Source organism: Ciceribacter sp. RN22, from assembly GCF_024054295.1.
Lineage (GTDB): Bacteria > Pseudomonadota > Alphaproteobacteria > Rhizobiales > Rhizobiaceae > Allorhizobium > Allorhizobium lividum.
Genome location: NZ_JAMXLD010000001.1, coordinates 939,905 through 965,356 on the forward strand (window position 1 = coordinate 939,905; position 25,452 = coordinate 965,356).

General features: G+C 66.7%; 24 protein-coding genes, 2 tRNA genes and 1 pseudogene. 16 read left to right on the forward strand and 11 right to left on the reverse strand.

Translation table 11 applies throughout. The annotated features are described in order from the left end of the window. The 5 genes from NHF53_RS04650 to ppdK all read left to right on the forward strand — a co-directional run. Window positions 1-3,359: chromosome segregation SMC family protein (locus NHF53_RS04650; protein ID WP_252833288.1), on the forward strand; the 3,359-nt coding region annotated here is incomplete at its 5' end. Window positions 3,360-3,403: 44 nt separating this feature from the next. Continuing rightward, complete coding sequence (locus tag NHF53_RS04655; protein ID WP_252833289.1) at window positions 3,404-3,805, forward strand: Ivy family c-type lysozyme inhibitor; 402 nt, start codon at window positions 3,404-3,406, stop codon at window positions 3,803-3,805. 133 nt (window positions 3,806-3,938) lie between these two features. Then, window positions 3,939-4,097, forward strand: coding sequence for a hypothetical protein (locus tag NHF53_RS04660; protein ID WP_170141914.1), 159 nt, complete (start codon window positions 3,939-3,941; stop codon window positions 4,095-4,097). A gap of 71 nt (window positions 4,098-4,168) precedes the next feature. Beyond that, window positions 4,169-5,809 (forward strand): asparagine synthase-related protein, encoded by a 1,641-nt coding sequence (locus tag NHF53_RS04665; RefSeq protein WP_252833290.1) that lies wholly within the window; start codon window positions 4,169-4,171, stop codon window positions 5,807-5,809. A gap of 132 nt (window positions 5,810-5,941) precedes the next feature. Continuing rightward, window positions 5,942-8,617: a pyruvate, phosphate dikinase gene (gene ppdK / locus NHF53_RS04670; RefSeq protein WP_252833291.1), complete on the forward strand. Its 2,676-nt coding sequence runs from the start codon at window positions 5,942-5,944 to the stop codon at window positions 8,615-8,617. A gap of 5 nt (window positions 8,618-8,622) precedes the next feature. On the opposite strand, the gene NHF53_RS04675 is transcribed toward ppdK, so the two are convergent. Continuing rightward, the gene (locus NHF53_RS04675) at window positions 8,623-8,949 is read right to left on the reverse strand and encodes a hypothetical protein (protein WP_252833292.1); all 327 of its coding nucleotides are present in this window, start codon (window positions 8,947-8,949) and stop codon (window positions 8,623-8,625) included. Between the two features lie 87 nt (window positions 8,950-9,036). On the opposite strand from NHF53_RS04675, the gene NHF53_RS04680 reads away from it, so the two are divergent. Continuing rightward, complete coding sequence (locus NHF53_RS04680; protein ID WP_252833293.1) at window positions 9,037-9,942, forward strand: hypothetical protein; 906 nt, start codon at window positions 9,037-9,039, stop codon at window positions 9,940-9,942. A gap of 77 nt (window positions 9,943-10,019) precedes the next feature. Then, window positions 10,020-10,934, forward strand: coding sequence for a DUF1499 domain-containing protein (locus NHF53_RS04685; protein WP_252833294.1), 915 nt, complete (start codon window positions 10,020-10,022; stop codon window positions 10,932-10,934). Window positions 10,935-10,949: 15 nt separating this feature from the next. Here NHF53_RS04685 and NHF53_RS04690 read toward each other — a convergent pair whose 3' ends face one another. Both NHF53_RS04690 and NHF53_RS04695 read right to left on the reverse strand, forming a co-directional pair. Further along, window positions 10,950-11,879 (reverse strand): MBL fold metallo-hydrolase, encoded by a 930-nt coding sequence (locus NHF53_RS04690; RefSeq protein WP_252833295.1) that lies wholly within the window; start codon window positions 11,877-11,879, stop codon window positions 10,950-10,952. Next, on the reverse strand, window positions 11,876-12,172 hold the full coding sequence (locus NHF53_RS04695) for a cupin domain-containing protein (protein ID WP_148157502.1): 297 nt from the start codon (window positions 12,170-12,172) through the stop codon (window positions 11,876-11,878). The genes NHF53_RS04690 and NHF53_RS04695 overlap by 4 nt, the downstream gene beginning before the upstream one ends. Before the next feature lie 231 nt (window positions 12,173-12,403). On the opposite strand from NHF53_RS04695, the gene NHF53_RS04700 reads away from it, so the two are divergent. Beyond that, window positions 12,404-12,478 (forward strand) — tRNA-Gln (locus NHF53_RS04700). A 46-nt stretch (window positions 12,479-12,524) separates the two neighbouring features. On the opposite strand, the gene NHF53_RS04705 is transcribed toward NHF53_RS04700, so the two are convergent. From NHF53_RS04705 to NHF53_RS04720, 4 genes are all read right to left on the reverse strand, one after another. Beyond that, window positions 12,525-12,941, reverse strand: coding sequence for a type II toxin-antitoxin system VapC family toxin (locus tag NHF53_RS04705; protein ID WP_114364478.1), 417 nt, complete (start codon window positions 12,939-12,941; stop codon window positions 12,525-12,527). Next, entirely contained in the window at window positions 12,938-13,186 is a 249-nt protein-coding gene (gene vapB / locus NHF53_RS04710; RefSeq protein ID WP_252833296.1) for a type II toxin-antitoxin system VapB family antitoxin, read from the reverse strand. The genes NHF53_RS04705 and vapB overlap by 4 nt, the downstream gene beginning before the upstream one ends. A gap of 70 nt (window positions 13,187-13,256) precedes the next feature. Next, window positions 13,257-13,511 (reverse strand): hypothetical protein, encoded by a 255-nt coding sequence (locus tag NHF53_RS04715; RefSeq protein ID WP_252833297.1) that lies wholly within the window; start codon window positions 13,509-13,511, stop codon window positions 13,257-13,259. A gap of 367 nt (window positions 13,512-13,878) precedes the next feature. Continuing rightward, window positions 13,879-14,277, reverse strand: coding sequence for a hypothetical protein (locus tag NHF53_RS04720; protein ID WP_114364482.1), 399 nt, complete (start codon window positions 14,275-14,277; stop codon window positions 13,879-13,881). 321 nt (window positions 14,278-14,598) lie between these two features. Between NHF53_RS04720 and NHF53_RS04725 the strand changes: the two genes are divergently transcribed. Next, window positions 14,599-14,675 (forward strand) — tRNA-Pro (locus tag NHF53_RS04725). 147 nt (window positions 14,676-14,822) lie between these two features. Next, entirely contained in the window at window positions 14,823-15,251 is a 429-nt protein-coding gene (locus NHF53_RS04730; RefSeq protein WP_252833298.1) for a thioesterase family protein, read from the forward strand. A 22-nt stretch (window positions 15,252-15,273) separates the two neighbouring features. Here the strand turns inward: NHF53_RS04730 and NHF53_RS04735 are convergent, their stop codons facing one another. Further along, window positions 15,274-16,230, reverse strand: coding sequence for a LysR family transcriptional regulator (locus NHF53_RS04735; RefSeq protein ID WP_252833299.1), 957 nt, complete (start codon window positions 16,228-16,230; stop codon window positions 15,274-15,276). Window positions 16,231-16,357: 127 nt separating this feature from the next. Here NHF53_RS04735 and NHF53_RS04740 point away from each other — a divergent pair, with 127 nt between their 5' ends. From NHF53_RS04740 to NHF53_RS04755, 4 genes are read left to right on the forward strand one after another with little or no spacing between them, the layout of a single operon-like run. Next, window positions 16,358-17,722 carry an aspartate aminotransferase family protein gene (locus NHF53_RS04740; RefSeq protein ID WP_252833300.1) on the forward strand — a complete coding sequence of 455 codons (1,365 nt, stop codon included), beginning with the start codon at window positions 16,358-16,360 and terminating at the stop codon, window positions 17,720-17,722. 11 nt (window positions 17,723-17,733) lie between these two features. Further along, window positions 17,734-18,684, forward strand: coding sequence for a 3-keto-5-aminohexanoate cleavage protein (locus NHF53_RS04745; RefSeq protein ID WP_252833301.1), 951 nt, complete (start codon window positions 17,734-17,736; stop codon window positions 18,682-18,684). Window positions 18,685-18,738: 54 nt separating this feature from the next. Continuing rightward, on the forward strand, window positions 18,739-19,269 hold the full coding sequence (locus tag NHF53_RS04750) for a GNAT family N-acetyltransferase (protein WP_252833302.1): 531 nt from the start codon (window positions 18,739-18,741) through the stop codon (window positions 19,267-19,269). Continuing rightward, on the forward strand, window positions 19,266-20,297 hold the full coding sequence (locus NHF53_RS04755) for a histone deacetylase family protein (RefSeq protein WP_114364487.1): 1,032 nt from the start codon (window positions 19,266-19,268) through the stop codon (window positions 20,295-20,297). The genes NHF53_RS04750 and NHF53_RS04755 overlap by 4 nt, the downstream gene beginning before the upstream one ends. On the opposite strand, the gene NHF53_RS04760 is transcribed toward NHF53_RS04755, so the two are convergent. Beyond that, entirely contained in the window at window positions 20,298-20,750 is a 453-nt protein-coding gene (locus NHF53_RS04760) for a hypothetical protein (protein ID WP_252833303.1), read from the reverse strand. A gap of 55 nt (window positions 20,751-20,805) precedes the next feature. Here NHF53_RS04760 and NHF53_RS04765 point away from each other — a divergent pair, with 55 nt between their 5' ends. After that, window positions 20,806-21,063 (forward strand): DUF4167 domain-containing protein, encoded by a 258-nt coding sequence (locus tag NHF53_RS04765; RefSeq protein WP_374591021.1) that lies wholly within the window; start codon window positions 20,806-20,808, stop codon window positions 21,061-21,063. An 823-nt stretch (window positions 21,064-21,886) separates the two neighbouring features. After that, window positions 21,887-22,342 (forward strand): annotated as a pseudogene (locus NHF53_RS24260) (GGDEF domain-containing protein); the annotation flags it as partial. A gap of 297 nt (window positions 22,343-22,639) precedes the next feature. Here the strand turns inward: NHF53_RS24260 and cysN are convergent. Both cysN and cysD read right to left on the reverse strand, forming a co-directional pair. Then, window positions 22,640-24,121: a sulfate adenylyltransferase subunit CysN gene (gene cysN / locus NHF53_RS04775; protein ID WP_252833305.1), complete on the reverse strand. Its 1,482-nt coding sequence runs from the start codon at window positions 24,119-24,121 to the stop codon at window positions 22,640-22,642. A gap of 294 nt (window positions 24,122-24,415) precedes the next feature. Then, on the reverse strand, window positions 24,416-25,372 hold the full coding sequence (cysD, locus tag NHF53_RS04780; protein WP_114364491.1) for a sulfate adenylyltransferase subunit CysD: 957 nt from the start codon (window positions 25,370-25,372) through the stop codon (window positions 24,416-24,418). Window positions 25,373-25,452 lie beyond the last annotated feature (80 nt).

Sequence of the window (25,452 nt, forward strand, 5' to 3'; positions counted from 1 at the left end):
AGTCCAATCTCGTCGAGGCGCTGCGATGGGTGATGGGCGAAAACTCCTACAAGAACATGCGCGCGTCCGGCATGGACGACGTGATCTTCTCCGGCTCGGGAAACCGCCCGGCGCGCAATTCGGCCGAAGTCGGCCTCCATCTCGACAATTCCGACCGCACCGCGCCGGCCGCCTTCAACGATGCCGACGAGATCCAGGTGACGCGCCGCATCGAGCGTGAGCAGGGTTCGGTCTACCGCATCAACGGCAAGGAAGCGCGCGCCAAGGACGTTCAGCTTCTCTTTGCCGATGCCTCCACCGGCGCGCGCTCGCCCTCGATGGTCGGGCAGGGGCGGATCGGCGAACTCATCCAGGCAAAGCCGCAGGCGCGGCGCCAGCTTCTGGAAGAGGCCGCCGGCATTTCCGGCCTGCATTCGCGCCGGCACGAGGCGGAACTTCGCCTGCGCGCGGCGGAAGGCAATCTCGAACGCCTTGAGGACATCACTACCCAGCTCGAAAGCCAGATCGAGAGCCTGAAGCGTCAGGCCCGGCAGGCGAACCGCTTCAAGATGCTCTCGGCCGACATCCGCGCCAACGAGGCGATGCTGCTCCATGTGCAATGGGTGCAGGCCAAGGAGGCGGAAGGGGAGGCTGAAAGTGCGCTGAACCAGGCGACCTCGATCGTCGCGGAAAAGGCGCAGGCGCAGATGGAGGCCGCCAAGGCCCAGGCGATCGCCAGCCTCAAGATGCCCGAGCTGCGCGAGGAAGAGGCCAAAGCCGCCGCCGCGCTGCAGCGCTTGCAGATCGCCCGCTCGCAGCTTGAGGAGGATGCCGGCCGGCTTCTGAAGCGCCGCGACGAGCTCGCCCGCCGGCTCGCCCAGCTCGACGAGGACATCCGCCGCGAGGAGCGGCTCGTCGCCGACAATGCGACGATCCTCGAACGGCTCGACGTCGAGCAGGCCGAGCTTGAAGAGGCGCTTGCCGATTCCGGACGCCATGCCGAGGAGACGCGCGAGGCCTTCGAGGTCGCCGCCGCGACGCTCGCCGAAAGCGAGAAGCAATCTGCCGCACTCACCGCCGAACGCGCCGAGGCGGCTGCCGGACGCACCCAGCTCGAACGCTCGATCCGCGAACTCGGCGATCGCCGCCAGCGCCTGCAGCGCCAGGTGGAAGACGCCACCCGCGAGATCGCCGACATTGCCGCCCGCGTCGCCGGCCTGCCCGATCCGGACGAGAAGCGGGAAATGGTCGATGCCGCCGAACAGGCGCTCGCCGATTGCGAGGCGGCGGTGGTCGAGGCGGAGGCCGACCTTGCCGGTGCGCGGCGCGACGAAGGCCTCGCCCGCACCCCGCTCGAAGCGGCGCGCGCGCGGCTGAACGGGCTTGAAACCGAGTCCCGCACGATTTCCAAAATGCTGGCTTCCGCGGCGGCTTCCGGCGAATTTTCGCCCGTCGCCGAGGAGCTGCGCGTCGACCGTGGTTTCGAGACGGCGCTCGGGGCGGTGCTCGGCGACGACCTTGATTCGCCCACCGATCCGCGTGCGCCCGCCCACTGGAGCGAGAACGGCGCCGGCACCGACGACCCGGCGCTTCCCCCCGGCGCCGTGCCGCTGATCGGCCATGTCGTGGCACCGCCGGCGCTGACGCGGCGCCTGCGCCAGATCGGCGTGGTCGCGGCCGACGAGGCACACCACCTGATGGGGCTCCTGCAGCCCGGCCAGCGGCTCGTCACCCGCGAGGGCGCCGTCTATCGCTGGGACGGCCATGTCCGCGGCTCCGAGGCGCCGAGTGCGGCGGCACTCCGCCTTGCCCAGAAGAACCGGCTCGCCGAAATCGAGGCCGAGATCGGCGAGGCCCGCGACCAGCTCGCCGAGGCGGAAGATAGGCTTGCCGAGGCGGTCGAGGCGATCCGCATGGCGGACGCAAGTCTCGCCGCCGCGCGCGAGACCCAGCGCCTCTCGGTCAGGCGCCTTTCGGAGGCCCGCGACGTGCTCGCCCAGGCGGAACGCGCCTCCGGCGAGCTGCTGCGCCGCCGCGACGTGGTCGAGGAGGCGTTGAGCGGCCTGAAAGCGCAGGTCGAGGAAATTCTCGCGCAGGAAGAGAATGCCCGCATCGAGCTCGAGGATGCGCCGGACCTTTCCGATCTCGACGAGCGTCTGCGCCTCAGCCAGCTCGAGGTGGCGACCGGCCGCGGCCTGCTCGCCGAGGCCCGCGCCCGCCATGAAGGGCTCGACCGCGAGAACGAGCAGCGCCGTCGCCGCATCGCCGCGATCGGTCACGAACGGGCGACCTGGATCGCCCGTGCAAGAAGCGCCGAGGAGCATATCGCCACCCTGCGCGACCGCGAGCTCGAGGCCCGCGAAGAGGTGATGTCGCTCGAAATGGCGCCCGACGAATTCGAGGAGAAGCGCCGTGCGCTGCTCGCCGAGCTCGACAAGGCGGAAGCCGCCCGCCGGGCCGCCGCCGACAGGCTCGCAGAAGCCGAGACCCGCCAGCGCGAGGCCGATGCAAAGGCGGTTTCCGCCCTCGCCGAGCTTGCCGAAAGCCGCGAGAAGCGTGGACGTGCCGAGGAACGCCTGATGTCGGCGCGCGAGCGCCGCAAGGAGACTGAGGGGCGCATCCACCAGGCGCTCAACGTCGAGCCCCACGAGGCCTTCCGGCTGACCGGGCGGAACGCCGGCGACGGCCTGCCGGACCTGCGCGCGATCGAGCGCGATCTCGACCGGCTGCGCATCGAGCGCGAGCGCCTCGGCGCCGTCAACCTGCGCGCCGACGAGGAGCAGAGGGAGCTTTCGGAAAAGCTCGCCGCGCTCATCAAGGAACGCGACGACGTGATCGACGCGATCCGCAAGCTGCGCGGGGCGATCCAGAGCCTGAACCGCGAGGGGCGCGAACGGCTGATCGCCGCCTTCGACGTCGTCAACGCCCAGTTCCAGCGCCTCTTCACGCATCTCTTCAACGGCGGCACGGCGGAACTGCAGCTGATCGAGAGCGACGACCCGCTGGACGCCGGCCTCGAAATCCTCGCCCGCCCGCCGGGCAAGAAGCCGCAGACGATGACGCTGCTTTCGGGCGGCGAACAGGCGCTGACGGCGATGGCGCTGATCTTTGCCGTCTTCCTCACCAACCCCGCACCGATCTGCGTGCTGGACGAGGTGGACGCGCCGCTCGACGACCACAATGTCGAGCGCTACTGCAACCTGATGGACGAGATGGCGGCCTCCACCGAGACCCGCTTCGTCGTCATCACCCACAACCCGATCACCATGGCGCGCATGAACCGGCTCTTCGGTGTGACCATGGCCGAGCAGGGCGTCTCCCAGCTCGTCTCCGTCGACCTGCAGACGGCGGAGGCCCTGCGCGAGCGCGAGGCGGTGTGACGGGTCGGCTCCGGCAATGCCGCAGGTCTTTCCGGCCGGCCGCCATGGCTGCGGCCGTCGCCTTTGCTCTGGCCTTTCCGCTGCATGCCGAGGAATCGGCCCAAAGCCTTTCCGGCAATTTCTTGCCCCAGGTGATCGCCACGTCCGCGCCCCATCGCGAGGCGCTCGAAACGCTGCTGCGGGGGCGTCGCGGGCTTCCGTCTTGGATACGTAGCATGGTCGTCCGCCCCAAATACATCGCGCTCGCCTCCGAGAGCGCCGCGGTCGACGGCAAGGAGATGCAGCTTTTCTCCGCCTGTGAGGCGGGGCGGTGCGCCGAAAGCCGTCTGCGGGCGCTCTTTTCCGCCGACGGCAAGCGGGTGACGGTTTATATCCACGACGCCCGGCAGGGGCATCTGGTCTTCGGCGACCCGACGCCGGCGGAACGGCTCGCCGGCGACTTCTGATCGCATTCTCGTTCCGGATGCATTGCCAGCTCCGGTTGACATCGCAAGCATGAACATGCAATCTATAAGTGTTTAGATTGGGTGGCGCAATCTTGACGAGCCTAAACCTGTCCCAACTCAAAGGAGAAGCTCTATGGATACCACCAAATCCACCCGCCCGTCGGCAACGCTCGGCGCTGAACTCGACGTCTTCGCCAAGGCGCCGCGCATCGGCCAGACCCCGTCGACGACCGAGATTTCCGCCATGATCAAGGGCGGAAAGCCGGGCGACATGGACAAGCTCGACGTATGACACCGGTCGGTGGCCGCCCTTCGGGGCGGCCATTCGGCTGAGGCGGTGCGCCTCGCACGGAGACCGGATGCATGTTCGTCGGACGACTTGAACGGACGGTCGCCGCCGGTTGCGAGCGGTGGGCGATCGACAGACTGCGGGCGATGACCCATCCGCTGCTCGAGCACTTCCGCTGGGAGGGGCCGGATCTTTCCGTGCTCTTTTGCCGTGAGCGCTCTACGGCCGGAGGGGCGGGCCTTCCCCCCGCATCCGGTGCAGGTGAGGCCGAACTGCGTGCCTTCCTCACAATAATGGAGGCCTGGCCGCTCGACTGGCAGGCGATCGTCGTCGACCATCGTTGTGCGGCGGTCACGGTCCACGCCGGGCATGGCGGCGTGGCGCCGCTCTATGTCCGCCCCTCGGCATCCGCGATCGAGGTCTCCTGGGATTTTGCCGATTTCTACGCCGATGCGGCCGCAGGCGACGTCGATCCGGCCTGGACCGCGTTTCGCCTCACCGGCAATCCACCCTATGCGGCGGCGACCCTGTTTTCCAACGTTTTCATGGTGACGGAGCGCGCCGCCCTGCACGTCGATGTGGGCGGCAAAGTCACCGTCGAATACCCTGCACCTGCACCTTATTTCCTGCCGACGCCCGTCCGCGAGGACGTGGACATTCCCGCGGTCGCCTCCGATCTCGTGGAGGCGCTGCTGCGGCGCTGGCCGCTCGACGCTCTGGAGGTCGCCGCCGAATTCAGTGGCGGCATGGATTCGGCGGTGATCGCCGGCGTACTCGCGCGCGGGGCCGCGTTGCCGCCCGTGACTGCGGCACTCGAAATTACCGGCGCTGCGGCATTCCAGCAGCGCGAGAGGCGCGAGCTGGCGATCGCCCGTCTCGGTTACCGGGATATGACCTGGCCGGTGGAGCGCACGGCGATGGTCCCGTCCGGTTTTTCGGAAGCGAGCGACTACGTGGCGACTCCGCGCAATGCCGACCTGCAGCGGCCCTTGCGGGGCCTCATCGCCGCACTCGTGCGCGAAAGGGGCACGCGCGTGATCGCGACCGGAACTGGCGGCGATGAATTGCACATGCTGCATGCCTTCGAGCAGGACGCCGAGCAATGGGCGAGGAACGTCAGCGACGCCTACCTGCCGCAATCGCCCGCCTCGGCGATCAGGCCGACCTACCGCAACAGCTTCGGCGATTACGCCCGCCGTTGCGAGCGTGCCCCGTTTCCGGTCTTGCCGATTTCCGTGCTCGAAGCGCAGGCGGCCCGCGCGCCGCTCTTCGCCGAGAACGGGCTCTGGCCGGTCAGCGCCTTCGCCCAGCCGGAGTCGGTCCGCTTCTATCGCAGCCTGCCGCGTGAGTGGCGTGCCGGAAAGGCGCTGCATCGCCGGATGCTCTCTCATCTCGGTTACCCGGACGCCTTTCTCGACGTGCCGCTGCGCGAGAATTTCGAGACTTATCTCACCACGTCGCTCGCCGCCGCTGCCGGGGGTATCACCCGTGATCTGCGCCGTGAATGCCGCCTGCACGATCTCGGCATCGTCGACGCGGACGCCCTGATTCACGCCGTCTCGGGAATCGGCAGCGCGAGCGGCCTCGATGAGGTCGGTTTCGTCTTCCATGCCTTCAACGTGGAAACGATCCTGCGCCGCATCGGCACGAGGCGGCAAGGCGGATGGGACCGCCGAGGGACCGGCAACGGCGACGTGGGATCGACCGCCGCCTGACACCTTGTCCGAAACATCTCCACGACCATGCCGCAATTATGATGCAATGCAACATAAGTTGCAGGCGGCGGCGTTTCCAATCCGGCTAGATTGCTGTAAATGATGGAAAAAGCCTATGGGTGGAGAGAGGGCATGAGGAAGTGGGTCTATACCTTCGGTGACGGAAAGGCCGAAGGTCGCGCGGGCGATCGCGAGCATCTCGGCGGCAAGGGCGCGAACCTTGCGGAGATGGCGAGCCTCGGCCTGCCGGTGCCGCCCGGCCTCACCATCGTCACCGACGTCTGCTCCTATTATTATGACAACGGCCGCACCCTGCCGGACGCGATGAAGGCCCAGGTGCTCGCCGGCCTGAAGGGCATGGAGGAGATCACCGGCCGCGGCTTCGGCGATACCACCAATCCGCTGCTGCTCTCCGTCCGCTCCGGCGCCCGCACCTCGATGCCCGGTATGATGGACACGGTCCTGAACCTCGGCCTCAACGACGAGACCGTCGAGGCGCTCGGCCACAATGCCGGCGATGCGCGTTTCGCCTGGGATAGCTACCGCCGCTTCATCCAGATGTACGGCGACGTCGTCATGGGCCTCGGCCACGAGGCCTTCGAGGAGATCCTCGAAGACGAGAAGGCCCGCCTCGGCCACGATCTCGACACCGACCTCTCCGCCGTCGAATGGCAGCATGTCGTCGGCCTCTACAAAGCGCTGATCGAAGACGAGCTCGGCGAGCCCTTCCCGCAGGATCCGCTGGTCCAGCTCTGGGGCGCGATCGGCGCCGTCTTTTCGAGCTGGATGAACCCGCGGGCGATCACCTACCGTCATCTGCACGCTATCCCCGCCGAATGGGGGACCGCCGTCACCGTCCAGGCCATGGTCTTCGGCAATCTCGGTTCGACGTCTGCGACCGGCGTCGCCTTCACCCGCAATCCCTCGACCGGCGAGAAGGCGCTCTACGGCGAGTTCCTGGTCAATGCCCAGGGCGAGGACGTCGTCGCCGGCATCCGCACCCCGCAGTCGATCACCGAGGCGGCGCGGATCGAATCCGGCTCCGACAAGCCCTCGCTCGAAAAGGTGATGCCCGAGGCCTTCGCCGAGTTCCGCTCGATCTGCGACAAGCTCGAATCGCACTACCGCGACATGCAGGATCTCGAATTCACCATCGAGCGCGGCAAGCTGTGGATGCTGCAGGCCCGCTCCGGCAAGCGCACGACGAAGGCGGCGATGAAGATCGCCGTCGACATGGCGGCCGAAGGACTGATCGGCGAGGAAGAGGCGGTAATGCGCATCGAGCCGTCCTCGCTCGATCAGCTCTTGCACCCGACGATCGATCCGCGCGTCGAGCGCGACGTCATCGGCTCCGGCCTCCCGGCCTCGCCGGGGGCCGCGACCGGCGAGATCGTCTTCACGGCGGAAGAGGCGGTCGCCGCCGAGGAAGAGGGCCGCAAGGTGATCCTCGTGCGCGTCGAGACGAGCCCGGAAGACATTCACGGCATGCATGCCGCCGAAGGCATCCTGACCACCCGCGGCGGCATGACCAGCCACGCGGCGGTGGTCGCCCGCGGCATGGGCATCCCGTGCGTCGCGGGCGCCGGCAACCTGCGCGTCGACCTGCGCAACGAGGTGCTGATCGGCGCCGGCGTGACGCTCGGAAAGGGCGACGTCATCACCATCGACGGCTCCACCGGTCAGGTGCTGAAGGGCCGGGTGCCGATGCTGCAGCCGGAGCTTTCCGGCGATTTCGCCCAGCTCATGGACTGGGCCGACCGCACCCGGCGCATGACGGTGCGCACCAATGCCGATACGCCGACCGATGCGCGCGCGGCGCGCTCCTTCGGCGCGGAAGGCATCGGGCTTTGCCGCACCGAGCACATGTTCTTCGAGGGCATGCGCATCCAGGTGATGCGCGAGATGATCCTCGCCGCCGACGAGGAGGGCCGCCGCCGCGCGCTCGCCAAGCTCCTGCCGATGCAGCGTTCCGACTTCACCGAACTGTTCGAGATCATGCACGGGTTGCCGGTGACGATCCGTCTTCTCGATCCGCCGCTGCACGAATTTCTGCCGAAGACCGACGAGGAGATCGCCGAGGTCGCGGACGCCATGGGTCTCGAGCCGCAGGTCCTGCGCCAGCGGGTCGACGCGCTGCACGAGTTCAACCCCATGCTCGGCCATCGCGGTTGCCGCCTTGCGATCTCCTATCCCGAGATCGCCGAGATGCAGGCGCGTGCAATCTTCGAGGCCGCGATCGAGGCCGCCCGCGAGACGGGTGCCGCCGTCGTGCCGGAGATCATGGTACCGCTCGTCGGCCTGAAGTCCGAGCTCGACTACGTGAAGGCCTCGATCGACCGCGTCGCCCGGGAGGTGATGACCGAGGCCGGCCTGCAGATCGGCTATCTCGTCGGCACGATGATCGAGCTGCCGCGCGCTGCCCTGCGCGCCCATGTCATCGCCGAGGTGGCGGAGTTCTTTTCCTTCGGCACCAACGACCTGACGCAGACGACCTTCGGGATCTCGCGCGACGACGCCTCGTCCTTCATCGCCACCTACCAGCGCAAGGGCATCATTGAGCACGACCCCTTCATCTCGCTCGATTTCGACGGTGTGGGCGAACTGATCCGGATTGCCGCCGAGCGCGGTCGCCAGACGCGGCCCGACATGAAGCTCGGCATCTGCGGCGAGCACGGCGGCGACCCGGCCTCGATCCACTTCTGCGAAGGCGCCGGCCTCGACTACGTCTCCTGCTCGCCCTTCCGCGTGCCGATCGCCAGACTCTCCGCCGCCCAGGCCGCGATCAAGGCGAACGGCCGAAGGGGCTGATTGCGTCAGCCCGGAACGGCGGGGATTTCGCGCCTCAGATCCGGCTCGTCGTGAACGAAGCTGAGCTGAAGGGTCGCCTTCCTCTCCGTGTGGTCGTCCGGCGCGAACTGTCCGGCCGGGGCGTCGAGGCGGATGCCGTAGTCCGCGAGCGCGGCCAGGAGAGGCTCAATCTCCCTCGCCTCCAGCACGAACCGGATGTTGGTCATCTTGTTGGAATACATGTGAACGTCATCGACCCAGCCACCACGGGCGTTTATGCTGTCGAAGACAAAGCTGGTGGCCGCGTTGCGCTCGCGCCGGGTAACGGCGTTCAGCATCAGGATCGATCTCATCGCTCTCGTCTTTCATTGGTCTTGAATGATGACCTCGGCATCATTTATGGACAATTCTCCACACCGGTCCAAGGGACAAGGCGACGCATGGTCTCGAAAACGCATGGCGCAACGGGCGACGCCAAACCGGCACTGTCGCGTGCCGAGCGCCGCCGCAGGCAGCGCCAGGGTCTTCCCCTCGTTGAGGCGCCGAGCACCGGCCTTGCTGCGATCCGCGCCAGAACCCGCACCGCCGGTTTCCGCTGGTCGCTCGGGCTCGTCCTTCTCGGCTTCCTGGCGCTCGGCCTCTCGCAGGCGATCACCCACGACTACGGCTTCCTGGAGCTCGGCTTCCTCTTCACGCTTTCGGTCTACGATCTCGTGCTGGCGATGCTCGGCCTTGCGGTCGCCGCCGCCGTCGCGCCGAGCGCGCGCGGGATGGACATCATCTTTCTCACCTTCCTCGCCGTTCTGGTGGTGATGCTCTCCTTCTTCGATCCGATCTTCCGCGGGATCATGGCCTCGCCGCTCGGTGAGGTGCTTTACCTGATCGCGCCGGCGGCGGTGATCTCCACCGGGGCGGCACTCTGGGTGCCGGGACGCTGGGCCGTCCTTGCTGCGGCTGTCGCGGCGGCGATCGTTGCCTTCTCCTTCTCCCTCTTCGTCGGCCTCGACGATCTCGGCATCGGCATTCTCGATTTTACGACGGGCACCGTGCTCTGCGCGCTCTGGCTCGTCGTGGCACCGGCGCTTCTGCTGCGGCAGTTCCGCGGCCCCTGGCTCGTGATCCCCTCGCGCATCGTCGGAAGCTGGCTCGTGGTCATCGGCTTCATCGTCCTCGGCTCGCTCTACATGCCGCAGCCGGAAAATGCGGCCCCTCCGGCGCCGCCGGGCGACCTGCAACTCATCATCCCCGACGACGGCTCGACGCCGACTCTCAACGGCGAGGAACTGCCGCTCGACGACGGCAGCCAGATGGACGGGGGCCCAGGGGGTGATACGTCACGGCCCTGACTGCGCTTGTCGCCCGCCGGGCGAGACGATAAACAGGAAGCACCTGATCCGAACTCGCGAGCGCCGGTGACGCATCGATGACCATTCGCTATGACCGGCCCGTCTCCCGCTCTGCCTTTCTGGCGCGACGGCTCGGGCGTGCGGCCGCCATCCTTCTCGTCCTCGTCGTCCTTCTCCACCGCTTCGGGCCGCTCACCACGCCGGATTTCGTGGCGCTCGTGCTCGCCTCGGCGGTTCCTGCCGCCCTTGCCGTGCCGCTCGCGCTCTTCGGCCTCTGGCGGCTCTGGAAGGTGGGGGCGCTTGGCGGTGTCGCGGCGGCGAAGGCGCTCCTCTATGCCGCGCTGCCGCTCGGCCTCGTCGCCTTTTCCGCCTTCCAGTACATGACGCGGCCGATGCTCTACGACGTCTCGACCGATCCTGTCGATCCACCGGCATGGATCACAGTGCCGGCGGCGAAGCAGCAATGGCTCGAACGCCCGCCGGTCACACCGGCAATGCGGCAGGCGCAGGCAGGCGCCTATCCCGGGCTTACCGGCCGACGCTACGAAGGCGCGCTCGACCGCGTCCACCAGGCGGTGCTGAAGGTCGCCGAGCTCACCGGCCTCACCGTGACGGCGTCGCGCGGCCACGAGCTTCTTCAGCCGGAGCTCGCGCCGCTGCCGCAGGGCAGGGATGCGCCGGCCACGGCGCCGGCAGAAACGATCCCGGACGTCGGTCCGGTGCCGCTGCCGCGGCCCGCGCCGCAGGAGCTTGCCGTCGCCGAGCCGCCGGAGCCTGTCGGTACTGCCCGCGTCCAGGCGGAGACGCGCACGCTGGTGCTCGGCCTTGTCTTCGACGTGATGATCAGGCTGCGGGAGGAGGCCGAGACGACGCTGGTCGACATCCGCGTCTCCAGCCGCTACGGCCCGCATGATCTCGGCATCGGCGACCTCATCGCCGAACATTACCTCCACGAACTCGATGCCGAGCTTCTGGGGGTGGCCGGCGACTGACGGCGCAGTTTCACCTCAGGCGATCGTGTAGACGCCGGTGAGCCGCGGTGGGCCCTCGGTCGCGACGATTCCCTTCTCGACGAGATCCTCGATATGCGCGAGCACGGAAAGCGCGGCTGCACCGTGAAGCCGCGGATCGGTGTCGCGGTAGATTGCCTTCACCATGTCGGGGATCAGCCGGTCGCCCGCCCGGATGCGTTCGAGCACGGCGCGCTCGCGCATCCTCCGGTGTGTGCGGAGGCCGCGCAGGAAGGCCGACGGGTCCTTCACCGGCCCGCCATGGCCGGGAAAGTAGATGCGGTCGTCGCGCGACAGCAGTCTTTCGAGCGAGGCCATGTAGTCGCCCATGGCGCCGTCGGGCGGCGCGACGATGCTCGTCGCCCAGGCCATCACATGATCGGCGGAAAAGACGATGCCGCTCTCTTCGAGCGCGAAGGCGAGATGGTTGGCGGTGTGGCCGGGGGTCGCGATCGCCGAAAGCGTCCAGCCATCGCCCTCGACCCTGTCGCCATCGGCAAGCGCGACGTCGGGGGCAAATTCCATGTCGGAACTCTCGGCGAAGGGGTTGGTCTCGCCGGCATGGAGCGGTCGTGCCGCGCGGTGCGGCCCTTCGGCGACGATTGTCGCCCCGGTCGCCGCCTTCAGCCGCCTTGCGAGCGGCGAGTGGTCCTTGTGGGTATGACTGACGGCGATATGGGTGACCTCGCGGCCCTCGAGCGCCTGCATCAGCGCGGAAAAATGCGCGTCGTCCTCCGGCCCCGGATCGATCACCGCGACAGAGCCACGGCCGACGATGTACGTATTCGTGCCGTGGAAGGTGAAGGGGCCGGGATTGTTGACGGTGATCCGCTCCACGCCGTCGGCGACCGGCACCGCCCGGCCGTGGGCCGGTTCGAAGGTGAGGTCGAATTCCGGGCTTTTCGGCGTGTTGCGCGGCTCGCTCATTTGTACTCGATCTCGATGAAGGACATCGGCGCATCGCCGCCGTTGACGACGTTGTGCTCGACGCCCGCCTCGCGGCGATAGACCTCGCCGGCCTTACTCGTCACCCGCCGCTCGCCGGCGGCGTCCTCGATGAGAAAGTGGCAATCGGTCATCGGCACCACCACATAGCCGAGGCCATGCACGTGATGGCCTGTCGCCGCGCCGGGCTCGAAATCCCAGCGGGTGACGCGCACGACTGCATCGTCGAGAAGGATCGTCGGCAGGGCAGGCGGGCGGGCGGAAAAGCCGGGCATCGGGCACTCCTCGTTCGGATGCGGTGAAGTATCGATTGGACCCTAAGGAGCGCGCGCGCCGCGTCCAATGAAAAATTCGGATGAGCGCAATGAAAACCGTTGATCGGCGAAGGCGGCGGGGAGGGGGACCGGATTTTTTGTCACGAAACCGTTGCCCCGCCATGCCGCTTTTGCTAAGGGGCAACGGCCGGCGACGGAGCTTTCCTCCCCGCCGAGACGATCCGCACGTGTTGGGGCGTAGCCAAGCGGTAAGGCAGCGGTTTTTGGTACCGCCATCCCCTGGTTCGAATCCAGGCGCCCCAGCCAATTCCCTAGTTTCCCTTAATGCAGTCTGGCATCTCGCGAAACGGCCTCAGACGGCCCAGTCCTCAACACGCAGTCTCGTGACACGCGAAAACTCGCGCATGTTGTTCGTCACCAGCACGCATTCCGCGGCGAGCGCATGTCCGGCGATCATCGTGTCATTGCCGCCGATCGGGGTTCCCCTGCTCTCCAGATCCTTGCGGATGCGCATGGCTTCCTCTGCAGCACCACGTTCCCAGGGCAAAATGGCGGACAGGCGCGAGACAAACGCCTCGACGAGTGGTCCGTGTCTGGCCGAAGCGTTCCGGCCGATCGTGCCGAGCAGCATCTCGTAATAGGTGATGACCGAGATTACGATGCTGTTCTGCGCCTCGACGGCAGCCTGAAGCCGTTCGAGTACCGAGGCCGGGCGCTCGCGCATGATGAACGAGCAGATATTGGTGTCGAGCATATAGACGATGCTCATTTGCCGGACTCGTCTTCATCCAGAGAGAAGCGCCCCTCCTCGATCAGGTCGGGGCGATCGCGCAGGAAGTCGGCGTCCGCCGGCGGCTCGTTACGGAAGGAGGTCCAGCTCGGACGGACGGGACGCAGTAGGATCGTGTCGCCCCGTTTTTCGATGGTGAGTTCACTCACCCCCGGAAACTCGAAATCCTTCGGCAGGCGGATCGCCTGGTTCCGGTTGTTGCGGAATACGGAAACGGTACGCATGGAAGGTCTCCTGCCAACAATTCAACAATAACATATGTCAAGCATATGTCAAAATTACGATTGTGTCCCCCTACCTCCGCCCCTTCGTCGGCCGCCAGATGATGGTGTCGGGCTTGCGGTCGAAGGGGAGGCTCATCAGCCGGACTTCGCAGTCCTTGGCATCGCAGGTGGTGCATTTGAAGGGCAGGGTGTGCGGGTCGCGGCGGCTGCCGTAGACGCGGGCGAGGTCTTCGGCGACAAATTTCGCCTGACGACCGCAGCGCCGGCAGGTTGCGGTGACGAGCATCTGGTGGAGGGCGGCCTTGCCGAGGGTGTTGAACGTCATGGTCATTGCATGGAAAACATGGAACATAGCATGAACAAAGTCAAGAAAATCCCCGATTTTTGGGGGTGAGAGCCCGCGGATTCCCAGAAGTTGGCGGTCTTTGCCGTCATGCGCGTCGCTCCGGCGGCCGTCGCATTCTTGACGATAAGCATTTGCTGAATAAGGCAAAAATTAACCTTGGCGCGGCTATAAGGACCTTGCCTCGCGATTGGTAGTGCGTAGCGAGGCTCTTCGATCTTCCCTGATCGCTCCCCGTTCGGCCCACATTCTTCCCGCCCGGCCGACGTCCTCCTTGCAAACACAGGCCGAAAACGAAAACGGGCCCCGCGAAGGAGCCCGTTCCGGATCATATCCATCGACGCCGCCGTCATTCGGCGCCCAGGAATTCCTCGCAATAGCTCTTGCCGTCGGCGCCGCGCTTGTCGACCACGGTACGGATGCCACGGATGACGTAATCCGGGGAGACCGTGAGCTGCACTTCGCAGCGCAGGTATTCGGTGCGGGCGCTCTGCAGCAGCTTGCCCTTCTTGCCGTTGAGGTCTTCATAGACCGCCGGCACCACGCGGGTCTTGTAGCCACCGCGCCAGCTGTAGAGCGTGTTGCCGCCGGCGGCCGTGTCGCTGATCGGCGGGCCGAACTTGGCGAAGAAGGCGCCGGCCTGCTTCCCGTTCCAGCGCGCCTCGACGCTGTTTCTGGCGACCCCTGTTGTCGTACATGCGGCAAGGGCCAGCGCGAGGCCAGCCACTGTAATCACGCGGAAATTCATCTGTCCCGTCCTTCGCTTCGATCGGTGGGGCCGGCGGCCGCGCCTCTGCGCAGCCCCCGCACCGGCAGACCTCACCTTTGGCGGCTTTATCTCCAATTGCCTGCGGAGAAAATCGGTTCCATGCGCCGGCCGGTTTATTTTCTCGTCTGTATCTCTCCTGCCACGCTCCCCCTGTAAAACAAGGGCTCCGGGCGCCTGCCGCCGCGCGTCGTTCCGGAAGTCGCGGCGGGCCGTCACAATTTTTTCGCATTGCCCCTGCGCTTTTTTCAAAACATCGCTTGTGCAACAAAAACGGCTGGTCTATAGAGGCGCCGCTGGTCACGGAGTGTAGCGCAGTCTGGTAGCGCACCACGTTCGGGACGTGGGGGTCGCGTGTTCGAATCACGCCACTCCGACCAGCCGAAAAGCCCGCGGAAGCGGGCTTTTTTCATTTCCGGGGCCGGTTTTTCTCCCGTCCTCACCATCCGCCGCACCTTGCCGCTTTACAGCCGCGCCCTTGCTCCGCTAAGCGCGGGGGAGGCCAAGGCACCGGGGGAGAGACAATCATGACCGAGCGTTCCATCGTCACCTTCGTCGGCGTTGCGCATCCGTGGATGTGCGACACCATGGGCCACATGAACGTCCGCCACTATGCGGCGATGTTCGACGATGCGAGCTTTCAGCTGCTCGGCCACATCGCCGGGGCGGAAGCGGCCGACGATACCGGCAAGGGCTGGGCGGATGTCCGCACCGAGATCGAGTACAAGCACGAGACGAAGCCCGGCGCGCTTTTGACCATCCGCTCGCACGTGGTGAAGGTCGGCCGCTCCTCGATCACCTTCGAGCAGGAGATGCGGGGCAGCCTCGACGGCGTGCTCCACGCCCGCGCCCGCACCGTGAGCGCCCGCTTCGACCTCGTCGCCCGCGCCGCGATCGCGCTCGATCCGGACGCCCGCGCCCGTGCCGAGGCGCTCATGGTGGAGGATGCCGGCTGACCTCCGGCAGGGTTTCGGCCGTTCACGGTCCGTAGATGCGCGCCTCGACCGGCGTTGCGGCGATCTCGGCCTCCAGTTCTTCGACGAGCGCCTTTTCCGCCCGGTTCATCCGCTTTTCCGGATTGGTGACGAGATAGATGTCGACCGCTGGCGGGTTGTCGTAGGGCGGCAGCCGCCAGAGAAAACCGTCGTCCACGTCGCGGCGCGCGACATGCAGCGGCAGCGGCCCGATGCCCAGCCCCGCAACGATCATCCGGCGCACCTCTTCGAGGCTGGAGGAGGTGCCGACGACATTGCCGCGCAGCTTCGCCTCGCTGCGCAGCAGCGCCACGGGCCGCAGCGCATCGGAGATGTTGTCGGTCTGGAAGGAGACGGAGGCTTCCTCGCGCAGGTCGGCGAGCGTCAGGTCCTTGCGGCCGTAGAGCCGATGGCCGGGGCCGCAGAAGAAGCCGAAATGCTCGCGATAGACCATGGTGTAGGAAAGCGCCGGATCGCGCTCGCGCATGAGGCAGATGCCGAAGGAGGCGCGCCGCTCGCGCACCCGCTGCACCACCTCCAGGCTCTCGGCAACCGAGATGGTGAGGTTCGCCCGCGGATGGGCCTTGTGGAAGCCCGAAAGCGCCCTGTCGAAGAGCGGCGAGACGACGTGGCTCGCAAGCGCGATCGACACGTGCCCGGTTACCGCCCCGGTCATGCCGTGCATCAGGTCGGGAAGCTGCGAGATCGTGCCGAACACCTCCACCGCCTGCTCGTAGAGCATCAGGCCTGCCTCGGTGAGTTCGAAGCGGGTGGCGTCGCGGTCGACGAGCCGCGTCCCGATCCGGTCTTCGAGTCGCTTCAGCGCGTTGCTGACGCTCGGCTGCTTCAGCGCCAGCCGCTCGGCCGCACGGGTAATGCTCTTGCCCTCGGCAATCACGACGAAGGTACGCAGCAGGTTCCAGTCGAGGTCGAAGACCAGCTTGTCGGCGCGGGGCGGCATGCATTCTCCAGAGCTATAATGTTCATTTGCATTATCTATTTGCGGAATACATCGGCAAGGACAATCATGCGTGCCTGCCGACCGTGGCTCTGCCGGCCGCCGGTCCCGCCCACCGACAGGAACGCCCATGCCGAACCAGCCCGCCGCCGGACGCCCGGCCTCCCACCTCTTCTACCAGAGCCGCCTGCGCCGGCCGCTCGCGAGCCACGCCGAGGGCATCTACATCTGGGATGAGACCGGCCGGAAGGTCATCGACGGATCGAGCGGCGCGATGGTCGTCAACATCGGCCACGGCAATCCCCGCGTCCTCGATGCGATGAAGCGGCAGATGGACAAGGTGACCTTCGCCTACCGCCTGCATTTCGAGAATGAACCGGCCGAGGAACTGGCCCGCCGCCTCGCCGGGCTGATGCCGGAGGGCATGGACAAGGTCTTCTTCGTCTCCGGCGGCTCGGAGGCGGTGGAGTCCTGCCTGAAGCTCGCCCGCCAGTGGGCCGTCGCGGTGGGGCAGGCGAGCCGCTACAAGGTGATCTCGCGCTTTCCCTCCTATCACGGCTCGACGCTCGGGGCGCTCGCCGTCACCGGTTACGATGCGCTCACCGCCCCCTTCCTGCCGATGATGCAGGCGATGCCGAAGATCAAGGCGCCGACCGCCTATCTCGACCGTGACAACCTCTCGATGGAGGAGCGCGGGCTGAAATATGCCGACATGCTGGAGGAGAAGATCCTCGCCGAAGGCCGGGAAAGCGTGCTCGCCTTCATCATGGAGCCGATCGGCGGCGCCTCGACCGGCGCGCTCACCGCGCCCGACAGCTACTATCCGCGCATCCGCGAGATCTGCGACCGCTACGGCATCCTGCTGATCCACGACGAGGTGATGAGCGGGGCGGGCCGCACGGGCAAATATCTCGGCGGCGACCACTGGAACTGCAAACCGGACCTGATCGCGCTCTCCAAGGGGCTCGGCGCCGGCTATTGCCCGCTCGGCGCGATGATCGCCCCCTCGCGCCTCGTCCGCCCGGTGCTCGATGCCGGCGGCTTCGCCCACGGTTACACCTATGCCGGCAATCCGCTCGCCTGTGCGGCCGGGCTCGCCGTCCTCGACGAGATCGAGAACCACGACCTGCTCGGCAATGCGACACGCGCCGGCAACCTTCTGCGGCAGGAACTCGAAGGGCTTGCCGAATGCTTCCCCTTCATCGGTGACGTGCGCGGCAAGGGCCTGCTGCTCGCCGCCGAATTCACCGCCGACCGCGAGACGATGGCGCCGCTGCCGAAGGAAATGAACGCCTACCAGCGGGTGGTCGACATCGCCTATGAGCGCGGCCTCATCATCTATTCGCGGCGCACCCGTGGCGGCACCGAGGGCGACCATTTCCTCGTCTGCCCGCCGATGATCATCACGCCGGAAGAGATCGCCGAGATGGTCGGCATACTCGAAAGCACGCTCGCCGAGCTCGCCGCCGAACTCGGCCTGCCCGTGAACCGCTGAAGGAGAGGCCGATGACCACGAAGACCGACCCCATGCGCAACAAGGTGATCATCACCTGCGCCGTCACCGGCTCGGTGCACACGCCGACCATGTCGCCCTACCTGCCGGTGACGCCGGACGAGATCGCCGCCGAGGCGATCGCCGCGGCTAAGGCCGGCGCGGCGATCCTGCATCTGCACGCCCGCGATCCGAAGGACGGTCGCCCGAGCGCCGATCCGGCGGTCTTCCGGCAATTCCTGCCGCGCATCAGGCAGGCGACCGACGCGGTGGTCAACATCTCGACCGGAGGCTCCTCGCTAATGGCGCTCGAAGCGCGTCTCGCTCCCGCGCTCGATGCGGGCCCCGAGATGGCTTCCTTCAACATGGGTTCGATGAACTTCGCGCTCTTTCCCGCCCTCGACAAACCGATGGAATGGAAGCACGCCTGGGAGCCGCAGCTTCTGGAGGCGACCCGCGGCACGATCTTCAAGAACACCTTCGAGGACATGGAATTCATCCTCGATCGCCTCGGCCGCGGCTGCGGCACCCGCTTCGAGTTCGAGTGCTACGATGTCGGGCATCTCTACTCGCTCGCCCATCTGCGCGACCGCGGCCTCGTCTCGGGCCGATTGTTCATCCAGTTCGTCTTCGGTGTGCTCGGCGGCATCGGCGCCGATCCGGAAAACCTCACCCATATGAAGCGCATCGCCGACAAGCTCTTCGGCACGGACTACAGCTTCTCGGTGCTGGCCGCCGGCCGCCACCAGATGCCGATGATCACCATGTCCGCCGCCATGGGCGGCCATGTCCGCGTCGGGCTGGAGGACAGCCTCTACAGTGGCCGCGGCCGTCTCGCCCGCAGCAATGCCGAGCAGGTCGAGCGCATCCGCACCGTTCTCGATGCCCTGTCGCTCGAGGTCGCCACCCCAGCCGAGGCGCGCGCCCATCTCGGGCTCAAGGGCGCCGATGCGGTGGCCTTTTGACGGATGGCGGCTATCATCCGGCGGCGACGGGATCATGAAGAGGACGGGCAGGTCATGAGCGACGAGGGAAACGAGGCGGCGGCACTGCGCATCCGCCCGGCGGAGCCGCAGGATGCCGAGGCGATGCACGCGGCAATCCTGACGCTTGCCGGCCATCTCGGCCAGCAGGCGAAGATCCGGAGCACGGCCGAGGATTTCCGCCGCTACGGCTTCGGCCCGGAGGCGGCCTTTTCCGGCTTGATCGCCGAGGTGGACGGCGAGTTCGCCGGGCTCTGCCTGTTCTTCCCGATCTTCTCGACCTGGCTCGGCCGGCCGGGCGTCTACGTGCAGGACCTTTTCGTCGACGAGCGTTTCCGCGGCCGGCGGATCGGCGAAAGCCTCCTGCGCGCGGTCGCCTCCTGGTCGCGAAAACGCGGCGGCGTCTACCTGCGACTTGCCGTCGACACCGAAAACGTCTCCGCCCACGGCTTCTACGAGCGCGTGGGTCTCGCCTGGCTCCAGACCGACCGCGAGCACGGCGCCTATGGCGAGGCCTTCCTGGCGCTCGCCGGTCCCGACGAAACCCGACACGAGGAAATGCGATGAAAGCCTTCTACGCCGACGAGCAGAAGCGGCACGACCCGAAGATGTTCCTGTCGAGCGGCGCGCCGCACCCCAATCCGGAACAGCCCGAACGGGTCGAACGCCTGCTCCTTGGCGCGAAGGCCGCCGGCTGCGAGATCGTCCGGCCGCGCGCCCACGGGCTCGGCCCGATCGCCGCCGTTCACACGCCCGAGTACCTCGAATTCCTGGAGCATATCTTCGAGCGCTGGCAACGCATTGCCGGCGCCTCGGAGGAGGTGATCCCGAACATCCATCCGCTTGCCCGCACCGGGCGCTATCCCGCATCCGCCGTCGGGCAGGCCGGCTACCACATGGCCGATACCGCCTGTCCGATCTCCGCGGAAACGTGGCAGAGCGTGTGCTGGAGCGCCTGGAGCGCGGTGGAGGCGGCAGAGGCGGTGCTCGCCGGTGCGCCTGCGGCCTACGCGCTCTGCCGGCCGCCGGGTCACCACGCCTTCGCCGATGTCGCCGGCGGCTTCTGTTTCGTCAACAATTCGGCGGTCGCCGCGCAGCATTTGCGCGGGACGGCGGCGCGCGTCGTGATCCTCGACGTCGACCTCCATCACGGCAACGGCACGCAAGGCATCTTCTATGCCCGCTCCGACGTGCTGACGATCTCGCTCCATGCCGATCCGGTGCGCTTCTATCCGTTCTTCTGGGGGCATGCGGACGAACGCGGGGAAGGGGCCGGGCTCGGCTATAACCTCAATCTGCCGCTGCCGCGCCAGTCCGGCGACGAGGAGTTCCTGCTCGCGCTCGGCGCCGCCTTCCGCCGCATCCGCGCCTTTTCTCCCGATGCGCTCGTCGTGGCGCTCGGGCTCGACGCCTTCGAGGGCGATCCCTTCGGCGGGCTTTCGGTGACGACGCCCGGCTTTTCGAGGATCGGCGAGGCGATCGCCGGCCTCGGCCTGCCGACCGTCATCGTCCAGGAGGGCGGTTATCTCTGCGACGCGCTTTCCGACAATCTTACCGCCTTCCTCACCGCCTTCGGGACAGGCGCCGGCGGCTGATCAGCACGCGGCCGGACGCTCCGTCGTATCGTTGCGTCCGGCTGCATCTTGAAACGGACACAATGCATAGTCATCTATAGGTTCGGTATCGGGCTTGATGCGGCTGGCGCTCCAGGGAGAGCGCCTCTTGAATGCACGCATCGGACATCGGCTCTCAACACGAGCCTTGAGCTTTCCCTTGCAGCCTGAAGACTCTTCCCAAGAAATAATCGCGGCCGGTCCGATCTGAGGACCGCCGCTTAGGAAACCTATGCAAAAGATACAAAAACTGACAACCAAGAACCTGAATACCGTCTCGCCGCCGCGGCGCATGCCGATCGCGACAGCAGCTGCAAGGCGCATCGCCGGACCCGCAGCCTGGAGGCCGGCAGTCGTGCGCTTCAGCCGCGAGGAAATGCGCGCGATCGTCGCCGAACAGATCGACTGACGGCGCGACACTTCCTGCCGATCCATTCATAACGAATTTTCCACCAAGGAGAGGCCGGCGAGACCGGCCTGAACACCAAGAATGAGCAAACGACAGACCCGCGCGCCTCGCCAGAAGAGCCAGGCAGGCAACCGCGCCCGCAATAGCGGCGCGCGCGGCCCGGCGACTTCGCCCAAGGCCGCGATGGACCGCTACGAGCACTATCTTGCGCTTGCGCAGGAGACGGCGCGCTCCGGCGACCGCATCGAAGCGGAAAACTACTACCAGCACGCCGAGCACTATTTCCGCAGCGCCGCGGCCATCGCCGCCGCTGCTGCCGAGAAGACCCGCCACGCCTGAGGCGTGGACATCCCGGTCCGGGGTATTCCAGATCCTGAATTGATCGGAATACCCCGAAGTGCGTGACCGTTCCGTTTCTTCTGCCTAGTCAGGACCACATTTTCGAGGCCGTTACCCGTCATAGGCGAGGATTTAACGGAATTTCCATTCATCATGCGCAGAATGTCGCTTATTTGCATAAGTGCGGATTGCGGTATTGGAGCAATTTCTACATCTTCCGACCATCATGGTCGTCTATGCCCTGGGCACGCTGGTCGTCGCCGTCATATCGCTGGGCATCTGGTGGCATGACCGCAGCAACAAGGCTTCTGCCTTGCTCGGGTTTGCCTGCGTCGCGGGAATCGTCGGCGCAATCCTGCATGGGCTCCGCCTCGTCCTGCCCTTCTGGCTCTCCACCGGGCTTGGTTTTCCGATCGCCTTCGTCGGTATAGGCTTGTTCTGGAGCGCCTTCGCGGCCTTCGACAACCGCCGGCCGAACTACCTCATGGTCTTCGCCGGTGCGCTCCTGAGCCTTGCCATCTATCCGCTGTCGCTCTTCCAGGACTCGACGGTGTTCCGCGCGGTCATTGCCGCCATGGTCTTCGGCGTCTACAACGGGCTTGCCGCCTGGGAGGTCTATCGCGGCGGGCTCCGCGAGCCGCTGCCGTCCCGCCCTCTCGCCTGTGCGATCAATCTCGGCCACGCGCTGCTCTGGCTCGCGCGCATTCCCTTCGCCCTTTTCGTGGCGCCTCCGGTCGATGCGCAGGAACACTACGCAGCCTGGTTCGTAACCCTGTCGCTGCTGTCGGCGCTCTCCAACATGTTCGGCATGTTCTCGGTCGCCATGCTCGCCAAGGACCGCTCCGAGCGCCGCTACAAGATCGCGGCGGAAACCGATGCGCTGACGGGGCTCGACAACCGCCGCTCCTTCATCGCGAAGACGGAGGAGATGCTTGCGCGACCGGCTGAAGCGGCCGCGATGCTGGTCTGCGACCTCGATTACTTCAAGCAGGTCAACGATACCGACGGACATCTGGCCGGTGACCGCGTACTGGTGACGTTCGCGGAACTGTTGCGGCGGCACATGCCGGAAAACGCCGCCGTCGCACGGTTCGGCGGCGAGGAGTTCGCCTGCCTCCTCCCGGGAGCGAGGCTCGAACAGGCACGCGCCGTCGCCGATGCCTTCCGACAGGCGGTCGAGCGGCGGTCGATCCCCTTCGAAGGGCGAACGCTCTCCGTCACCGTCAGCATCGGCGTGGCGGTGAAGGGCGAGGGGGGCGCGCCGCTCGATCTTCTTCTCGCCTCGGCCGACACCATGCTCTATCTGGCCAAGGCCGAAGGGCGCAATTGCGTCCGCGCCATGCAACTGCCGGCTGCCCTGACCGCATCCGCAGGGCGGGGCCAGCGATCAGGCGGGCGCCGTCGCCGGCCGCACCCTGAATTCCCGTCCCGCCTGAGCTGGCACCGTCGCCTGCCGGAGGCGGAGCGTAGCCGCGCGCATTTCCGTTCGGTTGTTACTTCCGCGTCGTGCAGAGTGCCGCCATGTCGGGCGGGCAAGTCCGATCGGAGCGGGGACCCCGATCGGCAAGTGCGGCTGTCAGCCGTCGATGCCGTCGATGAAATCGCGGGCGGCGGCGGTCGTCAGCCGTCGGCTTTCGACCTCGTCGCGGCGACTTGCGAGAAGCTCGGTCGCCATCAGTTGGTCGGCGAGGTCGGCCGGAAGCGACAGGATCACCCGCGCCTCGCCGGCATTGAGGCCGGAAAGATCGGCGCGCTTTGCCGTGATCATGCCGCCGGCCACCGTGTTGTTGGTGTCGGGATCGATCAGGATGAAGGCGCCGGTCGCGCGGTTCTGCTCGTAAGGGTCGAACATCGCCAGTTCGTCGAAGGCGAGATGCACCTTGCCGATGGCGTTCATCGGCAGGTTTTCGGCCGGGTTCCACTTGCCGCTGTGGAGGTCGAGCTGGCTCACCGGCTGCACCTGCACGCGCTGGCGGCGCGCGCCCGCCTTCAGCCAGTAGCGCTTGCCCGGTTGGATGCCTTCCGGCTGCAGCGCCACGAGCTGGGCGTCGAAGGCAAGCCCCGTCTGCGGCTGCGCATCGACCGAGACGATCAGGTCGCCGCGCGAGACGTCGACCTGCCGGTCGAGCACCAGCGTAATCGCATCGCCAGAGACCGCAGCATTGCGCACGAGGTCGAAGGTGACGATCTGCTTGACGTTGGCGACCTGGCCGGAGGGCAGGATCGCCACGCTGTCGCCGGGCTTCACCGAGCCGCCGGCGACCGTGCCCTGATAGCCGCGGAAGCTCTCGCCGGGGCGGCAGACGCGCTGCACCGGAAGACGGAAGCCGGTCGTCTGGTTGGAGCGCTGTGTCGCAAGCTCGAGCGTCTCGATGAGCGTCGGGCCGTCATACCAGGGCATCACCGCCTGGCCGGAATAGACGACGTTCTCGCCTTTGAGCGCCGACATCGGGATCGCAGTCACCTGGCGCACGCCGAGCGAGAGCGCCAGCGCCCTGAAGTCGTGGGCGATCTGCTCGAAGCCGGCCTTGTCGTAGTCGGTGAGGTCGATCTTGTTGACCGCCAGCACGAACTGCTTGATGCCCATCAGCGAGGCGATGGTAGCGTGCCGGCGGGTCTGTTCGAGAAGGCCGGCGCGCGCGTCGACGAGCAGTACCGCGAGATCGGCGGTCGAGGCGCCAGTCGCCATGTTGCGGGTATACTGTTCGTGGCCGGGGGTGTCGGCGACGATGAAGGAGCGCTTCTCCGAGGAGAAGTAGCGATAGGCGACGTCGATGGTGATCCCCTGTTCGCGCTCGGCCTGCAGGCCGTCGAGGAGCAGCGCGAAGTCGGGCAGGCCGAGGTCGTTCTGCTTGCCACTGTCGCGGTGGAGCGTCGCCGCCTGGTCTTCCTTGACCGCCTTGGTATCCCAGAGAAGCCGGCCGATCAGCGTCGACTTGCCGTCGTCCACCGAGCCGCAGGTGATGAGGCGCAGGGGGCGCGTGTCCCGCCGGACGGCCGGGGCGGCGTCTGCGAGCGGGGCCTCGGTTATGACGGCAAGGGTAGCGGTCTGGGTCATGTCAGATACCTTCGGGCAGTGGCAGCAGGCGCTGTGCGGCTGGTGCATAAACGGTGTGCAGGGCGGCAGCGGCGAACCCGCTCTCCCCCCTTGTGGGGGAGATGTCACGAAGTGACAGAGGGGGGTAAGCCGACGACGAAAGTCGGCGGCGGAGCGATAGGTTTGACCCCCTCTGGCTGCCGCCATCTCCCCCACAAGGGGGGAGACGGAATGCGGCGAGCGCTACGGGCTCCTCTCCCTCCCCCTTGTGGGGAGGGTTGGGGAGGGGTCTTCGCGTAAGCGAAGAAAAAGCCATCAGAAATATCCTTCGCGTTTCTTCTTTTCCATCGATCCCGACTGGTCGCGGTCGATGGCCCGGCCCTGACGCTCGGACACGGTTGCGATTTCAAGCTCGGCGATCACGTCTTCGAGGGTGGTCGCGTGGCTGCGGATGGCGCCGGTCAGCGGGAAACAGCCGAGCGTGCGGAAACGGATCATGCCCTCCTGGCGGACCTCGCCGGGCAGCAGTTCGAGGCGCGGGTCCTCGGCGAGGATCATCATGCCGTCGCGCTCGACGAAGGGGCGCTTCTTGGCAAAGTAGAGCGGCACCAGCGGAATGTTCTCAGCCTGGATGTAGCGCCAGATGTCGACTTCGGTCCAGTTGGAGAGCGGGAAGGCGCGCACGCTCTCGCCGCGGCGGATCATGCCGTTGTAGAGGTTCCAGAGCTCCGGCCGCTGGTTGCGCGGGTCCCAGCGATGGTCCGGCGTGCGGAAGGAATAGATGCGTTCCTTGGCGCGCGAGGCTTCCTCGTCGCGCCGCGCGCCGCCGAAGGCGGCGTCATACTTGCCGGCGTCGAGCGCCTGGCGCAGCGCCTCGGTCTTCATGATGTCGGTGTAGAGCGCCGAGCCATGGGCGAAGGGCGAGATGCCTTCGGCCGCGCCACGCGGATTGATGTGCTCGATCAAGTCGAGGTCGTAGCGCTCCACCATCTCGTCGCGGAAGGCGATCATTTCCGCGAACTTCCAGCCGGTGTTGACGTGCAGCAGCGGGAAGGGCACGCGGCCGGGATAGAAGGCCTTGCGGGCGAGATGCAGCAGGACGGAGGAATCCTTGCCGATCGAATAGAGCATGACCGGCTTTTCGAACTCTGCCGCGACCTCGCGGAAGATGTGGATCGCCTCGTTCTCCAGCGCCTTCAGGTGCGGATCGAGCGGCGGCTTGGTAACGGGGTCCTTCGAATGCGGATCGAACTCGGATGTATGTACGTGCATTGCCTATCTGCCTTTATGGCCGCTGACGGCGGCATTTTCTGGCACCCCCCTCTGCCCTGCCGGGCATCTCCCCCTCAAGG